General features: G+C 64.8%; 18 protein-coding genes. 15 read left to right on the forward strand and 3 right to left on the reverse strand.

Going from position 1 to position 20,035, the window contains the following annotated elements; translation table 11 throughout:
• The first annotated feature begins 281 nt into the window (after positions 1-281).
• Positions 282-449, forward strand: coding sequence for a hypothetical protein (locus AB4089_RS21610; RefSeq protein ID WP_441411325.1), 168 nt, complete (start codon positions 282-284; stop codon positions 447-449).
• Positions 450-804: 355 nt separating this feature from the next.
• Positions 805-1,860 carry a GTP 3',8-cyclase MoaA gene (gene moaA, locus AB4089_RS21615; protein WP_441411326.1) on the forward strand — a complete coding sequence of 352 codons (1,056 nt, stop codon included), beginning with the start codon at positions 805-807 and terminating at the stop codon, positions 1,858-1,860.
• A 79-nt stretch (positions 1,861-1,939) separates the two neighbouring features.
• Here moaA and AB4089_RS21620 read toward each other — a convergent pair whose 3' ends face one another.
• Positions 1,940-2,488 carry a COG4315 family predicted lipoprotein gene (locus tag AB4089_RS21620; protein WP_441411327.1) on the reverse strand — a complete coding sequence of 183 codons (549 nt, stop codon included), beginning with the start codon at positions 2,486-2,488 and terminating at the stop codon, positions 1,940-1,942.
• A 409-nt stretch (positions 2,489-2,897) separates the two neighbouring features.
• On the opposite strand from AB4089_RS21620, the gene egtA reads away from it, so the two are divergent.
• Genes egtA through egtD form a run of 4 tightly spaced genes read left to right on the forward strand, consistent with a single transcriptional unit; the run spans position 2,898 to position 7,280 of the window.
• Positions 2,898-4,190, forward strand: coding sequence for an ergothioneine biosynthesis glutamate--cysteine ligase EgtA (egtA, locus tag AB4089_RS21625; protein WP_441411328.1), 1,293 nt, complete (start codon positions 2,898-2,900; stop codon positions 4,188-4,190).
• Positions 4,180-5,529: an ergothioneine biosynthesis protein EgtB gene (gene egtB, locus AB4089_RS21630; RefSeq protein WP_441411329.1), complete on the forward strand. Its 1,350-nt coding sequence runs from the start codon at positions 4,180-4,182 to the stop codon at positions 5,527-5,529. The genes egtA and egtB overlap by 11 nt, the downstream gene beginning before the upstream one ends.
• Positions 5,530-5,532: 3 nt before the next feature.
• Positions 5,533-6,297, forward strand: a complete 765-nt coding sequence (egtC, locus tag AB4089_RS21635; RefSeq protein ID WP_441411330.1) for an ergothioneine biosynthesis protein EgtC — start codon at positions 5,533-5,535, stop codon at positions 6,295-6,297.
• The gene (gene egtD, locus AB4089_RS21640; protein ID WP_441411331.1) at positions 6,294-7,280 is read left to right on the forward strand and encodes an L-histidine N(alpha)-methyltransferase; all 987 of its coding nucleotides are present in this window, start codon (positions 6,294-6,296) and stop codon (positions 7,278-7,280) included. Before egtC ends, egtD begins: the two co-directional genes overlap by 4 nt.
• 41 nt (positions 7,281-7,321) lie before the next feature.
• Here the strand turns inward: egtD and AB4089_RS21645 are convergent, their stop codons facing one another.
• Positions 7,322-8,500 (reverse strand): aminotransferase class V-fold PLP-dependent enzyme, encoded by a 1,179-nt coding sequence (locus tag AB4089_RS21645; protein WP_441411332.1) that lies wholly within the window; start codon positions 8,498-8,500, stop codon positions 7,322-7,324.
• A gap of 193 nt (positions 8,501-8,693) precedes the next feature.
• Positions 8,694-9,443: a formylglycine-generating enzyme family protein gene (locus AB4089_RS21650; RefSeq protein ID WP_441411333.1), complete on the reverse strand. Its 750-nt coding sequence runs from the start codon at positions 9,441-9,443 to the stop codon at positions 8,694-8,696.
• Between the two features lie 518 nt (positions 9,444-9,961).
• Between AB4089_RS21650 and AB4089_RS21655 the strand changes: the two genes are divergently transcribed.
• The 9 genes from AB4089_RS21655 (at position 9,962) to AB4089_RS21695 (ending at position 19,854) form a co-directional block, all read left to right on the forward strand.
• The gene (locus AB4089_RS21655) at positions 9,962-10,345 is read left to right on the forward strand and encodes a hypothetical protein (RefSeq protein WP_441411334.1); all 384 of its coding nucleotides are present in this window, start codon (positions 9,962-9,964) and stop codon (positions 10,343-10,345) included.
• Positions 10,346-10,488: 143 nt separating this feature from the next.
• Positions 10,489-10,875 carry a VOC family protein gene (locus tag AB4089_RS21660; protein WP_441411335.1) on the forward strand — a complete coding sequence of 129 codons (387 nt, stop codon included), beginning with the start codon at positions 10,489-10,491 and terminating at the stop codon, positions 10,873-10,875.
• A 176-nt stretch (positions 10,876-11,051) separates the two neighbouring features.
• Positions 11,052-11,519, forward strand: a complete 468-nt coding sequence (locus tag AB4089_RS21665; protein ID WP_441411336.1) for a hypothetical protein — start codon at positions 11,052-11,054, stop codon at positions 11,517-11,519.
• A gap of 451 nt (positions 11,520-11,970) precedes the next feature.
• Positions 11,971-12,690: a ZIP family metal transporter gene (locus AB4089_RS21670; protein WP_441411337.1), complete on the forward strand. Its 720-nt coding sequence runs from the start codon at positions 11,971-11,973 to the stop codon at positions 12,688-12,690.
• A 357-nt stretch (positions 12,691-13,047) separates the two neighbouring features.
• Positions 13,048-13,578: a hypothetical protein gene (locus AB4089_RS21675; protein ID WP_441411338.1), complete on the forward strand. Its 531-nt coding sequence runs from the start codon at positions 13,048-13,050 to the stop codon at positions 13,576-13,578.
• A 111-nt stretch (positions 13,579-13,689) separates the two neighbouring features.
• Complete coding sequence (locus AB4089_RS21680) at positions 13,690-14,322, forward strand: DUF305 domain-containing protein (RefSeq protein ID WP_441411339.1); 633 nt, start codon at positions 13,690-13,692, stop codon at positions 14,320-14,322.
• A 460-nt stretch (positions 14,323-14,782) separates the two neighbouring features.
• Positions 14,783-14,929, forward strand: a complete 147-nt coding sequence (locus AB4089_RS21685) for a lmo0937 family membrane protein (RefSeq protein ID WP_390202122.1) — start codon at positions 14,783-14,785, stop codon at positions 14,927-14,929.
• Between the two features lie 176 nt (positions 14,930-15,105).
• Entirely contained in the window at positions 15,106-18,372 is a 3,267-nt protein-coding gene (locus tag AB4089_RS21690; protein ID WP_441411340.1) for an ATP-binding protein, read from the forward strand.
• A gap of 75 nt (positions 18,373-18,447) precedes the next feature.
• Positions 18,448-19,854, forward strand: coding sequence for an FAD-binding oxidoreductase (locus AB4089_RS21695; protein ID WP_441411341.1), 1,407 nt, complete (start codon positions 18,448-18,450; stop codon positions 19,852-19,854).
• Positions 19,855-20,035: the final 181 nt, after the last annotated feature.

The raw sequence follows: 20,035 nt of genomic DNA on the forward strand, positions 1-20,035 counted from the left end.
CAACACCAGCATCAAGCACATCAAACGAACCGCCCGCGGCTACCGAAACGCCGGGAACTACAAATCGATTATCCTCATGAGAAGTGCCGTCCGGACGGCGGCATGACACTCATCCGGGAATCACTTTCCCCACGAACCGTGAAGAGCCACGAAACCCCGTGCAAATCGTGGTGGTAGCGTCGCTAGCGTATCTGTTGGCTGGGGTGTCTTAAACATTAGTTACAACAGCCAGGGCGATGTCCTGCGAAAGTCCTCTCAACCGATCTATGGAGCTCTCCAACTTGGATTTCACTCTCACACTATTCGTACCGTTGATCTTTGCGGCGATATTTATGTATGCCCTTTATGGGGTAATTTACCGCGCCGTGAAGAATGCAATTAAAGATACTCGTCGCGAAATTGATCACGAAGAGCCGTCCAGCCGCGATTCCGGTGGTACCGAATTCTAGTGTCTAGTGCGATTCCAACAAGCTAGCCGCTGCGTCCTCCCATCGCTTGGACTCTGCATTCCACTCGTGTGAATGACCCACGGTGTCGAAGGCAACGAGTTGGACGACATCCGGGCGAAGATCGGAGACCTGCCGTGACACATGAAAGGGCGTTGAAGGGTCCTGCAGCGCATGCATGAGAAGAACGGGCTTCTTGATCTCACGTCGGGGTGTTGGAGCGCTACTGCGGTTTTGGACACCATGTCGTCGAAACCGTTCCATGGCATTCAACCCGACCCATTGTGAGGGCCTGGAGCGGGGCATACGCTGAGAGTTACAGGCGGTTGGCACTACTACCGCTTGGAGAGGGCGATGCATGGACGCCATTCCCATCACCGACACGTTTCGCCGGCCCCTGCGGGACCTGCGGATTTCCGTCACGGACCGGTGCAATTTCCGTTGCGTTTACTGCATGCCCAAGGAGATTTTCGGCAGGGATTTCGTTTTCATGCCCCGGGACCAGTTGCTTTCGTTTGAGGAAATCACCCGGCTGGCGTCCATCGCCGTCGCGCACGGGGTACGGAAGATCCGGTTGACCGGCGGGGAACCCCTGCTGCGGAAGGACATTGAGGTATTGGTCCGGATGCTGGCGCGGTTGCGCACCCCTGACGGGCTGGCGCCAGATCTGGCCATGACAACGAACGGCTCGGTTCTAGCGCAGAAGGCACAGGTCCTCAAAGATGCCGGGCTGAACCGTGTGACGGTGTCCCTTGACTCCCTCCGGGAGGAGACCTTCCAGGCCATGAACGACGTCGGCTATCCCGTGGCCAAAGTCCTGCACGCGGCAGAGGTCGCCCAGGCCACCGGCCTCGGGCCGGTGAAAATCAACATGGTGGTCAAGCGTGGGACGAATGACCAAGACATTCTTGATATGGCGAGGCATTTCAAGGGATCCGGGGTTATCCTGCGGTTCATTGAGTACATGGACGTGGGTGCGTCCAACGGCTGGAAAATGGACGAGGTGGTGCCCTCCGCCGAGGTCCTGGCCCGCATCAACGCAGTGTTCCCGTTGGAGGCAGTGGCGCCCAACTACCCCGGCGAGACGTCGGACCGCTGGCACTACGCCGATGGCAGTGGCGAAATCGGAGTCATTTCCAGCGTGACGCAGGCCTTTTGCCGCGGCTGCACGCGGGCCCGGCTCTCCGCCGACGGAAAGCTGTTCACCTGTTTGTTTGCCACAGCCGGCACGGATCTGAGGGCGCTGCTGAGGGGCGGCGCGTCCGACGTCGAGCTTTCCGCTGCATTGTCAGCCCTCTGGGGCGGGCGCACGGACCGCTACTCGGAACTGCGCCGTGCCCACACCCCCCAAGCGAATACCCCCGAGACCCTATCCGCCGCTCACAAGATCGAGATGTCGTACATCGGCGGCTAGCCGGGCCGACCCCGCCCGTTAACTCCAGCCCGACAACACCGGCCGCTTACGATCAGTGACCCTATGCCAGGTCGGCGGCTCAGTAGCCTGAGATTGAACTTGCTACCTTGCCACCGTCCGGCGCAACAGCCCACCAGGTTCCACCGACTCCCTGGCCCTTCACATCTCCGGCTGCAGCGTCGTTCGCGTAGGTGTACACCGGCAGGCCGTCGACGGTCACCTGCATCGTTCCGTCGTCCCGACTGATGGTTCCAACTATGCCCGTGACGCCTGTCACCGGTGGCGTCGAGGACGTGGCCCTGACCGCGGGCCACATCCCCGAGCAGTCGGCATTGCAGGCACTCTTGCCCGAATTCGCCGTGTCCCTGTCGAATACGTAGACGGTCATTCCCTTGTCATCAACCACGACGCTGCCCAGGGAAGTGCTGGCCGTCTTGAGGACCGGCACGGCGGACTGGCCCGGGGTCGGCGTCGCCGAGCCGGAGGCCGCCCCCGCACCGGCCGACGAAGAACCGGACGATGACGTGCCCGGCGGGTACGCCCCGCCGCCCGGCGACGGCCCGCACCCGGTGAGTGCGGCCAGCCCCACCGCACCCGCAAGGACTACAAGCCCGATGCCCTTTTTCATGATCATTTCCTGACTTCAGTATCCGCAGGCCGAATCTACTGGCCTCGCTGATCACACGTAGCCGGAGGCGGCCAGGTTCACCGGGCCGGGCAAGCAGTTACCCGGTGCGTAGGGTCCGAGTCCGTTCCGGTACCGCGCGCAATGGAGGGCGGCCAAGCGCCAGGAAGATGAGTGCTCCCACGCTAAGTCTCAGCCAGGCTGTTCCGGCGCCATCACACCGGACATTGAACCAGACAGCCATGTCGGGTGCCGGATGTTCGACCGCCGCGGCGCAGCCGGCTGACCGTCGGGAAGACCGTCCTTTCGCCCCCGTGGAAGTGCTTGCGAGTGGCTGAATCGTTGACAAGGCAGAAAGAGGGCTGTTTAGCTTGCTGCCTGAAGACAACCGCCGCGGAAGGAATGGTGTGGCGTGAGCTCTGCATGGCTGCCCGGGCGTGTCATCCGCCCGCTCACCGAGTCCGATGCCGAGGTGTATGTAGCCTCGGTGTGCTTCAAGACAGGGCCGCCGGGTCCTGCCGGAGTGGAGGTCGAGCGGTTGGTCCACGATGCCGCGAACCACAGGCTCCCGGTGCCCGTTGCACGGGTCAGCGAGGCCGTGGCGGCGTCGGCGGAACCGTTGCCTGGCGGAGGCGTGATCACCTTTGAGCCGGGAGGTCAGCTGGAAATCAGCTCCGCCTGCGCGGCTGATCTTGCGGCACTAGTCGCGGCGACACGCGCAGACCTTGCCGCCGTTGAGGCCCTGCTTGCGGACGGCGGCCTATGCTTCGGCTCATTGGCGCTGGACCCCAATCGGCCGCCCTTGCGATCACTGGATCATCCTCGCTACGCCGCAATGGAGCACCATTTCGACCGCCGCGGCCCTGCCGGGCGCACGATGATGTGTTCCACGGCTTCCCTGCAGATTTCCCTGGACGCCGGATTCGACAGCCCCGGCACCGCCGGCGCCAAACAACGGTGGGCCCGCCTGCACAATCTCCTGCCGGTCCTCGTAGCCATGTTTGCCAACTCCCCGTTCCTACACGGCGTCCCCAGCGGCTGGCACAGCAACCGTCAGCGTATGTGGCTGGCCACGGACCCGACCCGGACCGCCGCGGTCCCTAGCGCCGCGGACCCCCGCCTCGCCTGGGCACGCTACGCACTGGATGCACTCGTGCTCTGCATTCCCTCGGAGACGGCTTCCTGGAAAGCCCCGCCGGGGCTGACGATGCGAAACTGGCTGCGCGGGGAAGGCCCGAGGCCAGCCACGCTGGATGACCTGACGTACCACCTGACAACCCTGTTCCCGCCTGTCCGGCCACGGGGGTTCCTGGAGATCAGGGTGATCGATGCACAGGAAGGCAGCGATTGGGAGGCGGTCACGGCCATGGTGATCGCGCTCATGGACGATGCGCGCGCAGCCGACCTCGCCGAAGAGGCCTGCGCCCCGCTTGTGTCCCTATCCGATCCGATCCGGACGGCGGCCCATGACGCGCTGGCGGCTCCTGCGCTCGCCTCCGCAGCCCTCGGCTGCGCCGAGGCCGCGCTGATGGCATTGCCCCGATTGGGGGCCGACGCCGCCACGAGAAACCGGGCGGAAGATTTCGTTGACCGCTATACGGCGCGGGGCCGGAGCCCTGCGGACGAACGAGTGGGCAGGTGGCAAAGAACCGGCAGCTATTTTTGTTCGCCAGAGTATGAGAAGGGTTCCGAAAATGCCAGATAACCTTCCCGGGTCCGACGTCGATCCGGAAACTCTCAGGGCGCTCATCGCCGACGGGCTGGAAAGGGCACGGAAACGGACGCATGCGCTGACGGAGTGCGACGAGGAAGACCTGCTGAAGCAGCACTCACCGCTGATGTCACCGCTGGTCTGGGACCTGGCGCATGTCGGCAGCCAGGAGGAAATCTGGCTGGTGCGCGACGTCGGCAATATGGAGCCGGTGCGGTGCGACATCGACCAGATGTACGACGCCTTCGAGCATCCCCGCAGCGCCAGGCCCTCGCTGCCGCTCCTCTCGCCGGAGGAGTCCCGAAAGTACCTTGCCCAAGTGCGCACCAAAACACTCGACATCCTGGACCGGATCCCCTTGGAAGGCCAGCCGCTGGTGGATCGGGGCTTCGCATTCGGCATGATCATCCAGCACGAGCAGCAGCACGACGAGACGATGCTGGCCACGCACCAGCTCCGCGTGGGCGCCCCGGTCCTGCAGGCCCGGCCGTTGCCGGCCGACGTCCTGCCACCGGACCGGTCCTCCCTGACCAAAGAGGTGCTGGTCCCTGCCGGGCCGTTCATGATGGGGACTTCGGTGGAGCCGTGGGCATTGGACAATGAACGGCCAGCCCATGAGATTCATGTACCGGGCTACTGGATCGACACCGTTCCGGTCACCAACGGCGCCTACCGGTCTTTCATCGACGACGGCGGCTACAACGACCCTCGCTGGTGGACGGCCCAGGGATGGGACCATGTCAGGGAAGCCGGGCTGGTGGCACCCAAGTACTGGGAACGCCACGGTCACCAGTGGTTCAGGACCAGGTTCGGCGTCGTTGAACCGGTGCCCGAGGACGAGCCGGTGCAGCACGTGTGCTGGTTTGAAGCGGACGCCTACGCCCGCTGGGCCGGGCGCCGGCTTCCAACGGAGGCAGAGTGGGAAAAAGCTGCGCGGTACGACCCCCAGTCGGGACGCTCGCGCCGCTACCCGTGGGGCGACGAAGATCCTTCACCTCATCACGCGAACCTTGGCGGGTCGGCTCTCCGGCCGTCGCCGGCCGGCTCCTACCCGGGAGGAACATCACCGCTGGGAGTGCGCCAGCTCATCGGTGACGTCTGGGAATGGGTCTCCAGTGACTTCCGCCCGTACCCCGGATTCAACGCCTTCCCGTATCGGGAATACAGCGAAGTGTTTTTCGGGTCTGATTACAAGGTGCTGCGCGGAGGGTCCTGGGCGGCTGACCCGGCTGCGTGCCGGGGGACATTCCGGAACTGGGACTACCCGATCCGCCGGCAGATTTTTGCCGGGTTCCGCACAGCGCGCGACGCCGCACCGGCCGAGGTGCGTTAGCCCATGTGTCGGCATCTGGCGTACATCGGATCCCCGATGCCGCTCGCGGACCTGCTGCTCACCCCCGGCCATGGGCTGCTAACTCAGTCGTGGGCGCCCAGGCGTCAGCGTAACGGGACGGTAAACGCTGATGGTTTCGGCGTCGGCTGGTACGCCCCGGGCGATCCCCTGCCTGCCCGTTACCGCCGCGCCATACCGATCTGGGCGGACAGGTCATTCGCCGACGTCGCCAGAGTTACCTCAAGCCGGGCCGTTCTCGCGGCCGTCCGATCCGCGACATCAGGGATGACCCAGGAGGAGTCAGCTGCTGCCCCGTACGCGAGCGGCCCCTGGCTCTTCAGCCACAACGGACGCGTCGAGGGCTGGCCGGACGCGTTGGAAGGTCTGGCCGCGGGGCTTCCGACGTCCCGCTTGCTGGCACTCGAAGCCCAAGTCGACTCAGCTCTGCTCTGGGCCCTCGTCCTCGAACAGCTCGCCGGCGGGGACAGCGCCGGCGATGCGCTGACGCACGTAGTCCGCAGTGTCACCGCCGCCACCAGTGCCAGGCTGAATTTTCTGCTCACCGACGGCACGCACATCGCGGCCACAGCTGCCGGGGATACCCTTTTTTGGCGAACCGGCCCCGGGAGCCTCGTGGTGGCCAGCGAACCATCCGACGACGGCCCCGGCTGGCACGAAGTGCCGGACAACTGCCTCCTGACCGCAACCGCAGATCACGTCGACATACGTCCGATTCCCAACCTCACGAAGGAACAGGTGGCCCCATGAGCCTCTCCACCGAACGCTCCGAAATCATTCACCACCTGCCTCCGGACCACCTGGGGCGCAGCCTGCGCGCCGATGTGCGCGCCGGGCTCACCGCATCGCCAAAAACGCTGCCGCCCAAGTGGTTCTATGACAAGCTCGGCAGCGAACTGTTTGAGCGGATCACCGGGCTGCCGGAGTACTACCCGACGCGGGCCGAACGTGAGGTGCTGGAGCTCTACTCAGCGGAGATGGCGGCTGCGAGCCCTGCAGAGACGCTGATCGAGCTCGGGTCCGGATCATCCCGTAAGACCCCGCTGCTGCTCAACGCCCTCACGAAGACCGGATCCCTCCGCCGCTACGTTGCCGTGGATGTCAGCGACACCGCACTGCTGGATGCCCAAAGCGAATTGGCTCCGGCCTTTCCCGACCTCAAACTGCAGGCTGTGGCCGCGGATTTCGAGACCCAGCTGCACCTACTGCCACGGACGGGACGCCGCATGATCGCGTTCCTCGGGGGTACCATCGGCAATCTTGAGCCTGAGGCCAGAGCCCGCTTCCTCGCCGACGTCCGCGAGTTGCTCGGCGACGACGGCGGCTCGCTGCTGCTCGGCACGGATCTGGTGAAATCACCACACATCCTGGTTCCGGCGTACGCCGACGCGGAAGGAGTCACCGCCGAGTTTAACCGGAACGTGCTGCGCGTCCTCAACGCCGAGCTGGGTGCCGACTTCGACGTTATGGCCTTTGAGCACGTGGCGGTATGGAAGCCCCAGGAGGAGTGGATCGAGATGCGGCTGCGCGCCAGCAGACCAATGCTGGTCCGCCTCCCCGGAGTGGCCATGGACGTCCACTTCCACGAGGGTGAGGAACTGCGAACAGAGATTTCGGCAAAGTTCCGCCCTGAGGGCGTGGTTGAAGAGGTCGAAACAGCGGGGTTCGCCGCCGTCGGGCAATGGACCGACCGGCAGAACCGCTACGCCATGACCCTGGCCGAAGCCGTCTAGGCTGGCCGGTGCACGGGTACCGTCAGGTACCCCCGCGACGTTCACCGAAGGAAGTCGACCAGTCGCTGTAGCTCGCTCTCGGTGTTGTAGTAGTGCACCGAGGCCCGCACCACCATGTCCTCCCCCGGCCGCATGCCTGCGGGAAATGTGTCGGACAGGACAGATAGGGGCGCCACGGAGACATTCATCCGTTGGTCCGCCAGCCGGCTCCTGATGTTCCGGGCGTCGCTTCCCTTCACCGAAAACGTGACGATGCCACACCGGGTGATCCCGCGGTCATGGACAGTGACCGCGGGAACCGCCGCCAGTTCGCCCCTCAGCCGCTCCGCGAGCGCGGCAACACGCTCCTGAACAGCGTCCAGCCCCAGTGCCAGGGCGTAGTCTGCTGCCCGGCCCAGGCCCAGCCGTCCGGCGGCACTTGCCTCCCAGCTCTCAAAACGCCGGGCATCGCCGCGAACTTCAAAGCCCCCGGCACCGGTCGGAACGGCGGAATGCCCGTCCAGCATGGCCGGCTCAAGCCGTTCCAGGACTCCAGCGCGCACATAGAGGAACGCGGTGCCGCGTGGTCCGCGCAGGAACTTCCGCCCCGTGCCCGCCAGAACGTCGCAGCCCAATGACTGCACGTCCAACGGCATCTGGCCCACCGACTGGCATGCGTCGAGCACAAACATCACCCCGGCAGCGCGGCAGCGTTTGCCAACCTCCGCCGCCGGATTTACAAGCCCGTTGGCCATAGGCACATGGGTCAGGGCCACCATTGCCACGTCTCCGCGCTCAAGCTCCCGCTGCAGGTGCTCCACGTCAACCTGCCCGTGGGAATCGTCGTCGAGCACCACAAGCTGCAGACCATGACGACGCGCAAGGTGCCGCAGCGCAATCACGTTACCGGCATATTCGGTGTGTCCGATCAGCACGCGGGTTCCGGAGACGAAAGGGAAGCTGTACACCGCCGCCGCCCAGGCACGGCTGCCGTTTTCGGCCAGGGCTATCTCGTTGGGCCGGGCCGCGATCAGCCGGGCCACCGAGGAGTACACGCCCTCCAGCCGATCAGCAGCCTCCTCCGCCGCCTCATAGCCGCCGATCTCTTCCTCACGGCGCAAATGAGCCACCACGGTTTCCAACACGGGACTGGGGACCAGAGAACTTCCCGCATTGTTCAGGTGAGACACGCTCAGGACACCACGGGTCTGCCGGCGCACCGCTTCGACATCAATTGACATAACCCACATCCTGCCGCACTTGGGCCATGATGTGCTCCCTGCCCCGGCCGTCATCGTGGCTGCTTCTCTTTGGCCATGAATCCGGGAAATGTCTTCAAGAAATCCGGTCTCTCGAGGAGCTCGACGTCCGGCCAGCCAACCCGAGCTGCCGGGCAGTAACGTGACCGCTATACCCGCACACACAACCACGGCCCTACATGTCTTGCCGCGGAGTCCACCCGGCGGGGCGTGGGCCGGGCATTTGGGCGCGCTCACGATCGGTGCGCGCGGACCACCCCTGCACCGTGTCGCCGCCAGCTACGGCTCCCCGAGCAATCCGCAACCCCACATCCTCGTGATGCATATCGGGGGCACCCCCGCGTCGGACCGACGCTCGTACGCTCCACGCTTCATCAGCAAAGCCCCCACCCCGGAAAACGCGGTACTCTCCGTATCGAGCGGGATCGAGGAAGTCCCAGCACCACTCCCAGGTGTTGCCGAGCGTGTCGAACAAGCCGAAGGTATTGGGTCGTTTCATGCCCACGTTTTGCGGACTCGGCACACCGTCGGCCGCGGTCCATGCGACTTCGCCAAGATCGCCGTAGCGCGGCCCAGACGTCCCCGCCCGGCACGCATGCTCCCATTCCGCTTCGGTCGGGAGCCGGTAGCCTGGACGCTCCGGGTGCCACTCCGCCTCGCCATTGTCCAGTGTGTACGCAGCAGGCAGACCCGCGAGTGCAGAAGCCTCGTTGCAGAAACGAATCACATCCCACCAGGTCATGTCTGTCGCAGGCCGGCGGGAGATGGACGGCGCCAGCCCTGACACGCGCGCGTAGAGTTCTTCAGTCACGGGGACGCACCCGATTTCAAATGGCACGAGATCCACACTCCACCTGCGCTGACGTCGGGCGTCGTGCAGCGAGACGGTACCCCCTGCCAATTGCACAAGTCCGAAGTCGATCACTGTCCGATCATTTCATCCGGCAATGCTGAGTTCATCCTTGGACAGTGTGTGGCGCAGCCCTTGCTGCTGCCCGGGGACGCGAAACTATCCGGGCTGTCAGTGCCCATAGTCCCTTGACGCATGGCAAGCACCGGAGCAAAGTTCACACGAGAGCCATGCCTCTGATGGCCAATAGCCGTCCGGACCGAGCCCTCATGCCGCAACAACCGCTGCACGGCGGACCACAATGGATCCCTTGAGCTCTTCCCAAGCGGAGCCGCCTGCGGTCCACCACGGGAGCGCTTCGGTAACCTCTTGGACAGGAGAAGTTAAGGATGGATCTCGAGCATCCGCCCCCAGGCCCAAAGTCGGTAACTGCGGCTAGGGCCGCCAAAGACGCGGCGCGGGTGTCCATTTCCGCGCACCGGAAGAAAGTTTCGTACGGCGCCCAGGACCGCAGAGGACCACTCCTGTGGAATTCAGGCCTGGAAAGGCTCACCAACCGAACCCGCCTGCCGGGACAGCCAGCCGATGCGGGCATGAACCTGTTCTACCAGGACCTTGAGTGGAATCCCCTCTTTGGCCCGGGCGATCCCTTGGGGATCATTCCGAGGGACACGGACCAGGTTCCGCCTGGAAATATGGCCAATGCTGGAGGGCTGATTCTGCCCTGGTGCTCGAATTCGCAAGAGGTCCGCCAAAGGGCCATTGTTGTGCACCGCCTTGGGGAGGACCTGGATACGATCGAAGATCCCCTCACGTATGTCTTCCAGTATTACTGGGACAACGTGGGGTACTTCTTGCCGGCCACCTTTGGGTCTTTCGACGAGAAGATCTCTATGGGTGAGGGGCCCAGCTCATCTCTCAACGTGGACTTCATCCTCGGTCCCACAGGAGACCTGGTTGCCAGGGCATGGGCTTAGGGTCCTGGCCGAAGCGGCACGGCCCTGCGATCGCTTGGCGGCAACCGTGCCCGCCTCCGACACTGCACTTCCCCCGCTCTCTTGAATTCTTCCAGAGGCTGGACGTCAGATGGTGTCTGATAACCACACCCAAGGAGGCCACCATGACGGTCACTTTCAACCACACCATCATCTACGCAACAGACAAGCGCCGTTCGGCGAAGTTCCTGGCCAACGTACTCGGGCTGCCGGAACCCCAACCTATGTGGTCTTTCATCACCGTACCGCTTGACCATGGAGTAGCTCTCGATTTTGCTACGACGGACCGGCCCATCTCCCCGCAGCACTATGCGTTCCTGGTCAGCGAGGAGGACTTCGACGGAATCTTCGCAAGGATCCAGGCCCAGGGCATCCCCTACTGGGCAGACCCGGGACGATCCCGCCCGCAGCAGATCAACCACAACGACGGCGGACGCGGCGTCTACTTCGCAGATCCTGACGGACATTTCCTCGAGGCGATCACGCGCCCGTACGGAACGGGTGCTGCATGACCCCCCCGTGCGGGTTTTTCGCGAAGACCTTCGCCCACTTAGCCTCAGTCTCTTTGTCCTCCACCACGGCGTCGCCCTCGAGCACAATGCCTTGCGGACCTTTTCCGTTGTAAATAGCACCTGGGTCCCCGCGGCCCCCGTCACTCGCCACTTTGCGGATCGGTAGGCTGAGCCCCATGGCATTGGGGAATGCGGCGCAGCCGCGGGCAGTCCGGTCCCACAGAGTGGTCCTGGATGCGTACGCGTTGATCAAGGGTTGGCTCATCGCCACCTCGCTGTGGGTGGGCGTGCTACTTCTTCTGGTGGCGGCAGGCTATGGTGTGCCCGCCTCGCGCGACGGCACCGACGCCGGCCACGTGTGGGGCTTATTGGGCATGGTGGTTTTTTATGGCTTCGGAGTTTCCCTGGTGTTTGCGGCGCCACTGGCCTGGGTGTTGGCTTACCTTTTGCGCCCGGTCCGTTATCAATGGATCCACATCGGAGCCTTTTTCGCGGTGCCCACCCTCGTATTCTGGCTGCTGGGAAGCGTCCTGGGTCTCGGCTGGCAGCCCTGGTTGCTGATCCCATGGGCAACCGTTGGCGCAGCGGCAGCCATCGGCCGTTGGGCAATCCGCAAAGACGTCCTTGCAGCTGACCCGGCCTGACCGCTCGCTGCAGGATCCCTCTGCGGACGGGAGAAAAGCGCAGCACTAGAGCAGCGAAGCTGTTTTGGCGTGGGAGGCAGGGCTTTCAGTCGACGTCGTAGTCCTTCGGCTGTTTCCCGTCATCGCCTTTCCAAGTGATGCGGAGAACGCTCTCGTCGCCACAGAAGATCTGAGCTGTTCGACCGATGCAAAGTCACCCCTTCAGCCTCCTGCGTTCCAGTGTTCGTCATCTATGTACCCCAGCAGTTCGATCATGGGCTGGAAGATGGTCTCCGTATGGGCCCGGTTCTCTCCAAGGGGCTGCTGTCGCCATGATGCTCGGCCCCTTCCTCCGGGACCGGAGCGCAGTTTCCAGACCGCTGCGCCTCGCGCGCGGCCCTTGCCATTCCCGTGTCCGTTCGGGATGATGCCTAGGCACGGGGCTTTAGTGCCTAAGCCGAAAGGGGCGCCGATGCTGCAGGCATTTGGCTGGGGTCTGCTTGCCGGGTCCTCGTACTTCCTGGGTGGACTGCTCGCCCTGCGGTGGCGCGTTGGCAACAGCGTCCTGCTCGGCATCCTGACCGGGCTCGGTGCCGGCGCCCTGCTCTCGGCCGTCGCCTACAAGCTCGTGGCGGAGGCGGGGCGGCTGGCCGGCGGAAGCGGTTATGTCGGGGTGGGACTGATCGGCGGGGCCGTGGCGACGGCGTGGGTGGTGACGGGTGCCGTGCGAGGCCGGCGGCTGTCCGAACCTCCCGTCCACGAGCCCAGGTTCCTAGTGATCGGGCTGTCCGTGGTCGCCGAAGCGGTTGTTATCACCGGGGCGCTACTCGGCGGCTACGGCATCAGTGCCGCGGTGCTTGCCGCTGTCTTCCTCTGCGGCGTGCCCGAGGCCATGGCCGACACCGGACCGCTGCGCAAGTCAGGCATGACCACCCGCCACGTTATGTCCGCCTGGCTGGCCATGACGCTCTTGTGCGCAGCGTCGGTGGCCATCTTCACAGTGCTGCTTCAGGCAGCCCGGCCCGAGGTGGTGGCCTTCTCGCTCGCCTTCGCCGGCGGCGGCGTCCTGACGAACGTAACGACCCGCATGGTGCCGGAGGGGCTCCGGGACGCCGGCGCCGCCACCGGCATCGCGATCGCCGTCGGATTCGGCCTCTCGTACGCACTTGTGGAGATCCTCGGCGAGCACTAAGGCCGTAATCCTTGCGGTGGGCGATGACAGGTTCCATCACGCTGTGTTCGTTGATGCTGGCAGTGAAGTCGGGCGACAGTACCGCGTCTTTGCGGACGTTGATGTCCAGGCTCAGGGTGACCGGCTCGAGCATTTCAAGGGTTGGTGTGGCGTTGATCGTGTTGCCCCTTCTTGTCCGAGAAGTTGGAGTGAGTGGGGCGGCTCGGGTGATCAGCCAGCGTCCCTGCTCCCCCGTTGCTTGACAGAGCGGGATCGGCAGGCACCGGCAGCACGTGTCCCGGCGACGGCCCGGCCAACGCCCAGCCTGTAGCCTTAGCCTGTCCGACGCCCGACACTGCTATCCGGAGGGACAACACCGTGGCCGCAGCACTCATGAACTATGCCGCAGCTGCCCTCCGCCGCGGACTCCTGCTGATGGGCGTTCTTGCCGTCGTGGCCGGATTCCTCGGGATGCACATCATGACCGGAATGCATGGCGCCCATGCCATGACTGGGGTGACTTCCTCCACGGAACCCGCGGGGACGTCCTCCCAAACGGCACAGAGCCTCGAATCACATCCTGGCGCCCATGACCAGCGCGCCGGCACAACCGCCAACGACTCCATGGCGCCGCCCCGTGCGACCCCGTCGGGTCCCGGCCAGACGGGCAACAGCCGAACGGCCGAACCGTCGGCGACGTGCGCATGCGAATCGAGCTGCACCGACCCTGCATCAATGCACTCGGCCTGTGTGCCCTCGGCGGCCGTGACCTCCCTGGCCGCGCCCCCACCGGGCGCGGCACCCACGTCCATCCACACCCCGGACCCGCGCGAAAAGGACGCGGCCCGAACGTACTCCTATCTGCCTGCAAGTCCTTCACCAGGCGATCTGTCCATCAGCCGGACGTAAGACCGGACCGCGCCGTGTCATGCCCGGCGCCCCCACTTACCCGACACGTTCACGCCCGGTATTCCCGCAGCGCTGACGTGTCATCCGCAGGCGTGCAACAACGCCAATTTGATGATTGAAGGACTTAACACCGTGAAGAAGACCCTGACCATTTCTGCCCTGGGCATCGCCGCCGCCCTCGCCCTTGCCGGCTGCGCCGGCAACACCGGAAGTACACCCACCAGCGCCATGCCGGGCATGGGCAGCGGCGGCATGGGCATGTCGTCAAGCCCAGCCCCCGCAACCGCGGACCACAATGCCGCCGACACCATGTTCATCCAAGGGATGATCCCGCACCACACCCAGGCCGTGGAAATGAGCGACATGATGCTCAAGAAGCAGGGCATGGATGCGCGGATCACCGCGCTGGCCACGAAGATCAAGGCCGCGCAGGCGCCCGAAATCGAGCAAATGACGATGTGGCTCAAGACCTGGAATGAACCCACCCAGATGGCCGGCGGCCATGGCATGGGCGACGGGATGATGGGCGATGACGACCTGAAGGTGCTCGACGCCGCCCAGGGCACCGAAGCGGCCAAGCTGTTCCTGACCCAGATGATCGCCCATCACGAGGGGGCGGTGATGATGGCCAAGACTGAAAGCAGCCAAGGCAAGAACCTCGAAGCCATCCAGCTGAGCAAGGGGATCGTGACCGCTCAGGAAGCTGAAATCCAGGAAATGAAGGATCTGCTGGCAGGCCGCTAACCAGCGTCGGGCCCCGGTCCGCCTTCGGACCGGGGCCCGGACAGGTCCTACACGTCGACCAGCTCGGCGATCTTGGCGGCGATGTCTGCCATCGATTCTTCGTCAGTGTTCAAGCCGCTTCGCGAGCCGAGCAAGGGACCGACCTCTCGGTGAGGGTGCCTCAAGCCCTTTACCTGACAATCGCTTATTGTTTTCCATTTCCAAGAACCCGGTCCTGACATAGGGTGAACCGCACCACGCGATACTTGCGTGGGCCTTTGGCCGGAATCACCACCTGGATCCTGGGAAATGGATACGGCATCAGCGTTGATGAAAGCGGGAGATACGACGAGGAGACTTGCCGGTACCGTCACTCAACGCGGCTCTGACCGTCATGTCATTCCCGCCGTGCGCCATAATTTGCCGACCGGCCGGGACGCAAAATCAGCACGTCCATCCGCAGACACACAAGGAGACTCTCATGTTGCTTTGGATAGCCATCATCATCGCCGTTCTCTGGCTTCTCGGATTGCTCGGCGGCATCGGCGGGGGGCTCATTCACCTGCTTTTGGTTATTGCCGTCGTCGTTCTGATCTTCCACTTCATCCGCGGAAGGTCTCGCGCCTAAAAACGCCGAAAGCGTTTGCCAGCGCCTGGATTCGGTCGTCGTCGGCGATTGGCTGCTGTGGTTCTGGCGGTTAGCTTGCCAGTGGTGGGCCGCTCACAGAGTGCGCCATGGGCAGCGGGCGTGTGGGTAATTTCGTTGTTCGACAACGCCGGTAGGCGAGCGGATACTGAAGAACCATGAAGCCTACCCAAAGCGGGTTGCGCATCCAGCTTCTCGGCTCGTTCACCGTGTATGTCAACGGGAACGCCGTCGAGAACAGCCACTGGCGGCTGCACAAGGCAAAGGCCGTGGTGGCGATGCTGGCGTTGGCGCGTGGTCAGCGTGGCCGGCGCGAGCAGGTACTGGACCGCCTGTGGCCTGACATGGAGCCGGTGGCCGCCGCACGGAATCTGCATCAGACCCTGTACGTCGCTCGACGTACGCTCGCCAGCGCTGGAGCCGGCAGCGACGGGCTCCTCGCCGTCCGCGGTGAAGTGGTGCTGCTGGATGACACTGGCCCGGTCGATGTCGATGTCCTGCAGTTCGAGCGTTCTGCCGCGGCAGCGTTGGCTGCAGGTGTCGAGGCAAGCCTGCGCGATGCGGCCGACTTGTACAGTGGTGACCTTTTGCCGGAGCTGCCGGATGCGGATTGGCTGACGACACGCCGCGATGAGCTCCGGGAAGTCCACTGCGAAGTACTGGTGAAACTGGCGTCCACGGTGGCGCAGCGCGCGCCGGAGGAAGCGTTGGTCATCCTCACCCATGCGCTCGAATCCGATCCCATCCACGAGGGGGCTGTGCGCGCGCAGATGATGGTGCTGGCTGGGATGGGCCGGCGGTCGGAAGCTTTGGCACGATATGAGCGGCTGGTCGACGAACTCCTCGACGCGTTCGGGACCGACCCGGACACCCGGACGACCGGACTGTTTCGCGAGTTGTTGACCGGCTCGCCGCCCGAGGAACGCCTCCACCAGCCCGCCGGCGTGACCGGCAACGACGATGCCATCGGTTATCTGCCATCCCCGTTGACAAGCTTCATCGGGCGCGAGCGTGAGCTCGTTGACGTCGAGCGGCTGATGGGCCATGCACGCCTGCTCACCCTCACCGGGGCTGGCGGCAGCGGCAAGACCAGACTGGCATTGGAGGCCGCGAAGACAGTTCGTCCTGAGTACGTGGACGGAGTCTGGTTTGTCGACCTCGCGGCCGTCGGGGAGTCGCTGCTGGTGGCCGATGCCGTAGCTGAGGTCCTCGGGTTGGATTCCGGCGCGGCACCAAACCGCGTGCAAGCGCTGGTCGACCAACTGCGGCGACGCTCGCTGCTCCTCGTGCTGGACAACTGCGAACACCTGCTCGCGGCCTGTGCGCAACTCGTCGTCGCACTACTCGACGGATCCCCTGGGGTTAAAGTGCTGGCCACCAGCCGGGAGCCACTCCATGCCGATGGGGAGTACACCTACCGGGTGCCGTCGTTGCCCCTGCCTCCGCCCCTGCGGACCGACGGTCTCGACCTGGCCGTGCTGGGCCGTCTGCCCTCTGTCCGGCTTTTCGTTGAGCGGGCAGCGCAAGTCCGGCCGGGTTTCGTGCTCGACGCCGACAACGCGCAGGGGGTGACAGAGTTGTGCCGGCGGCTCGACGGGATGCCGCTGGCCCTGGAATTGGCCGCGGCCAGAACCGCGGTCCTCGAACCCGCCGAGATCGTCCAGAGATTGGGCGATGCTTTGTCCATGCTCGGCGGGGGGACCAGCGGTGTCACGCGGCACCAGACGCTGCGTGGCACCTTGGAATGGAGCCACGAACTGCTCACCAAACCGGAGCAGGTTCTGCTGCGCCGGCTGTCCGTGTTCGCGGGAGGTTTCACCCTCGACGCCGTGGCAGCAGTGTGCGCCGACGCGCCCCTCCAGCAGATCGAACTGCTCGACCTGTTGGCCAAGTTGGTGGACAAGTCTTTGGTGGTCACCGAAAGGAGGGGCGCCGAGACCCGATACCGGCAATTGGAGACGGTCCGCCAGTTTGGCCACGAGAACCTCGATCATGCAGGTGAGGCGGCTCAACTGGCGGCTGCGCATTGCGCCTACTTCCTTGCCGTCGCCGAATCCCACAATCCCGAACGGGCCACCGGGGTGGTCATCGAACAGCCGAAGGTGCTCGACCGCGAGCACGACAACCTGCGCGCTGCGCTGCGCTGGTCGTGCGCCCACGAGCCCGAGACCGCGCTCCGGCTCGCCGCCAGCCTGTGGCGGTTCTGGTTCGTCCGCGGTCACGCCGTCGAGGGAGCACGTTGGGTCGAGCGTGCCTTGGCGGTGGCTCCCGACTCGACCCGACCCCGCGCGGCCGCTCTAATCGGCCTGACCGGGCTGGACAGCCGGCAGGGCCGCGCAGATCGGCATCGAGCGCTCGGAGCGGAGGCCCTGGCAATTATGCGGGAGATCGGCAACCCTGACGAAGTGGTGATGGCCCGGCTCATTGAGACCTCGCTCGCCTGGAGCACTTTCGACTTGGAAGAGGCCGAACAGCTGGCAGCCGACGTGCACACCGAGGCAGTCGAGGGTGGCAGACCCGAGCATTGCGCTGCCAGCAGTTGGCTGCTCGGCCAGTGTGCGTTGTCACGGGAGGACGGACCACTCGCCGCCCGTCACCTAAGCACCTGCCTGAGCGAACTCTCGCAGTCTGACACCAGCATTCCACCCTTCCTGCCGGTAATCACGCCCAGCCTGCAACTTGTCCCGATCGCCAGACGGTTGGTCCCCTGCGTCGAGGAGACCCTGCTGTTGGGCCGGCGGGTTGGCGTTGTCCAAGCCAAAGGCTACGTGCTGTCCGCGATCGGCTACGCGGCCAGGCTTTCGAGAGACACGCAGTCGGCGATATCCGTCATCACGGATGCAGCCGAACATTTCGCCGAGTTAGGAGATGACCTTGCTAGGGCGCAAACACTTCATCAACTTGGCTGCATTCTGCGCGACTGTGGCGACTACAGTGCGGCCGATGAGGCCCTGTCCTTGGCGCGGGAGCTGCGGCTCGGCCTGGGCGACCGGCGCGGCGAGCTGCTGACCGAGATCAATATCGCCCTGCTCCGCGCCATGGGTGGTGACATCGACCGCGGCCTGACAGACGCTCGGCTTTGCCTCTCAGGGTTCGAGTCCGCGGGAGATCAGGTGGGGATGGGCGCCACGCTGACCATTCTCGGGGCCGCCGAACTGATCTCCGGGGAGGTCCGGGCGGCGCGGGAAATGTATAGGCAGGCAGCGGAAAGGGTCGCCCCATGGCGGCGACACACTGGCTGGCAACGGTTGATGGTCGCAGAACTATCCAACGAGCTCGGCGACCCACATCGGGCGGCCCGCGAAATTGACAAGGCTGGGGCGATTTTCGACCGAACGAGATGCCTCATCGCCGGTCAGCGGCTGGCCGCACTGCGTAGGCGGGACTCGGATGATGATGTTGAGACGGCGTTGAGTGCTCGTTGAGGACGGTTCACTAGCGTTACTCCTGGATCTGGCAAATGGATCTGACAAACAATCAGCAATCAGGAGGAACGCATCGTGACAACGACGCAGACTGGGCCGACCCGCATCGGCGAGGCCACCATCGCCGAGTTCGCCGCGGGCCTGCGCGGCACGGTCGTCCGGCCAGGGGACGCGGACTACGACCACGAACGCAGCATCTGGAACGGGGCCCACGACCGCCGCCCGACGCTCATCGCACGCTGTGCGGGTGTGGCAGATGTGACCCGCACGGTCGATCTCGCGCGCAGCGAGGGGTTGCCGTTGGCGGTTCGCGGCGGTGGCCATTCGATCCCCGGGTTTTCCACCGTCGACGACGGTATCGTGCTGGACCTTTCGCTGATGAAGGGGGTCCAGGTGGACCGTGCCCGCCGCCGCGTGGCGGCACAGGCAGGGTGTACGTGGAAGGACGTGGATGCAGAGACCCAGCAATTCGGGCTTGCGGTGACCGGCGGCCTGGTGTCCTCGACCGGCATCGCCGGCTTCACCACCGGCGGCGGCATCGGCTGGCTCGTGCGCAAGCACGGGCTGGCCAGCGACAACCTGGTCGGCGCCGACGTCGTCACCGCTGACGGGCAGTTTGTTCACGCCAGTGCGGACGAGCACCCCGATTTGTTTTGGGGACTGCGCGGCGGCGGCGGCAATTTCGGTGTGGTGACGTCCTTCGAGTATCAATTGCACGAAGTGGGGCCTGTCGTCCTGTCCGGCCTGGTTTTCTACCCCGGAGAAGAGGCGGAGCAGGTGTTGAGCGGCTATCGGGCTGCCTGCGCGGCGGCCCCCGATGAGCTGACCACACTAGTCAACATGACCACGGCGCCGCCGGTCCCGTTCCTGCCAGAATCGGTGCACGGCAAGCCGGTCATCGCCGTGGGAGGGTGYTGGTCCGGAGATCTCGATGCCGGCGAGGCCGCCACCGCGCCCTTCCGGTCATTGGGCACGGTCATCGCGGACGTCTTCGCGGCCAACCCGTACGCGGGGTGGCAGCAGGCGCTCGATCCGCTGTACCCGCGGGGTGTGCACAACTATTTCCGCTCGGCATTTCTGCCCGGCGCCGACGACGCGTCCATGCGCGTGCTGCTGGACTCGTTTGCAGCATTCCCCAACGCCATGACGGAGATTCACCTGCACCACCTTGGCGGTGCGGTAGGCCGGGTTCCTGCCGAAGCAACGGCCTTCGCACTCCGGGACCAGGAATTCATCGTCAATGTTATTGCGCGCACGCCGACGGCGGAGGGCTTCGCGGATGTCGTCGAATGGGCCCGGGGCGTGACGTCCGCGCTCGGTCCGGATACGGCGGCGTACGTGAATTTCACAGGTGAAGCGAATACTGCGCTCGTCCGGGCGTCATACCCGGCGGACACCTACCGGCGGCTCGTTGAACTGAAGAACGAATACGATCCCACCAATCTATTCCGGTTGAACCAGAACATCGCCCCCACAGTGTGACAGCACTGCCTGCGTGAGTTGAGGAAGGAAGATCCCCGGGTTTCCGGGGATCTGCCTACGTGGGAAGGTGGGAAGCAGGCAAGGCCATCGAGGCGCTGACAGCGGCTTACCTGCTACAGGAAGCCGAAACGGACGATGAAGCTGCGGGGCGGCTACTCGGGAGGGGAACCGCCGCCGTCCT

This window comes from Arthrobacter sp. 2MCAF15, assembly GCF_052115605.1.
Lineage (GTDB): Bacteria > Actinomycetota > Actinomycetes > Actinomycetales > Micrococcaceae > Arthrobacter.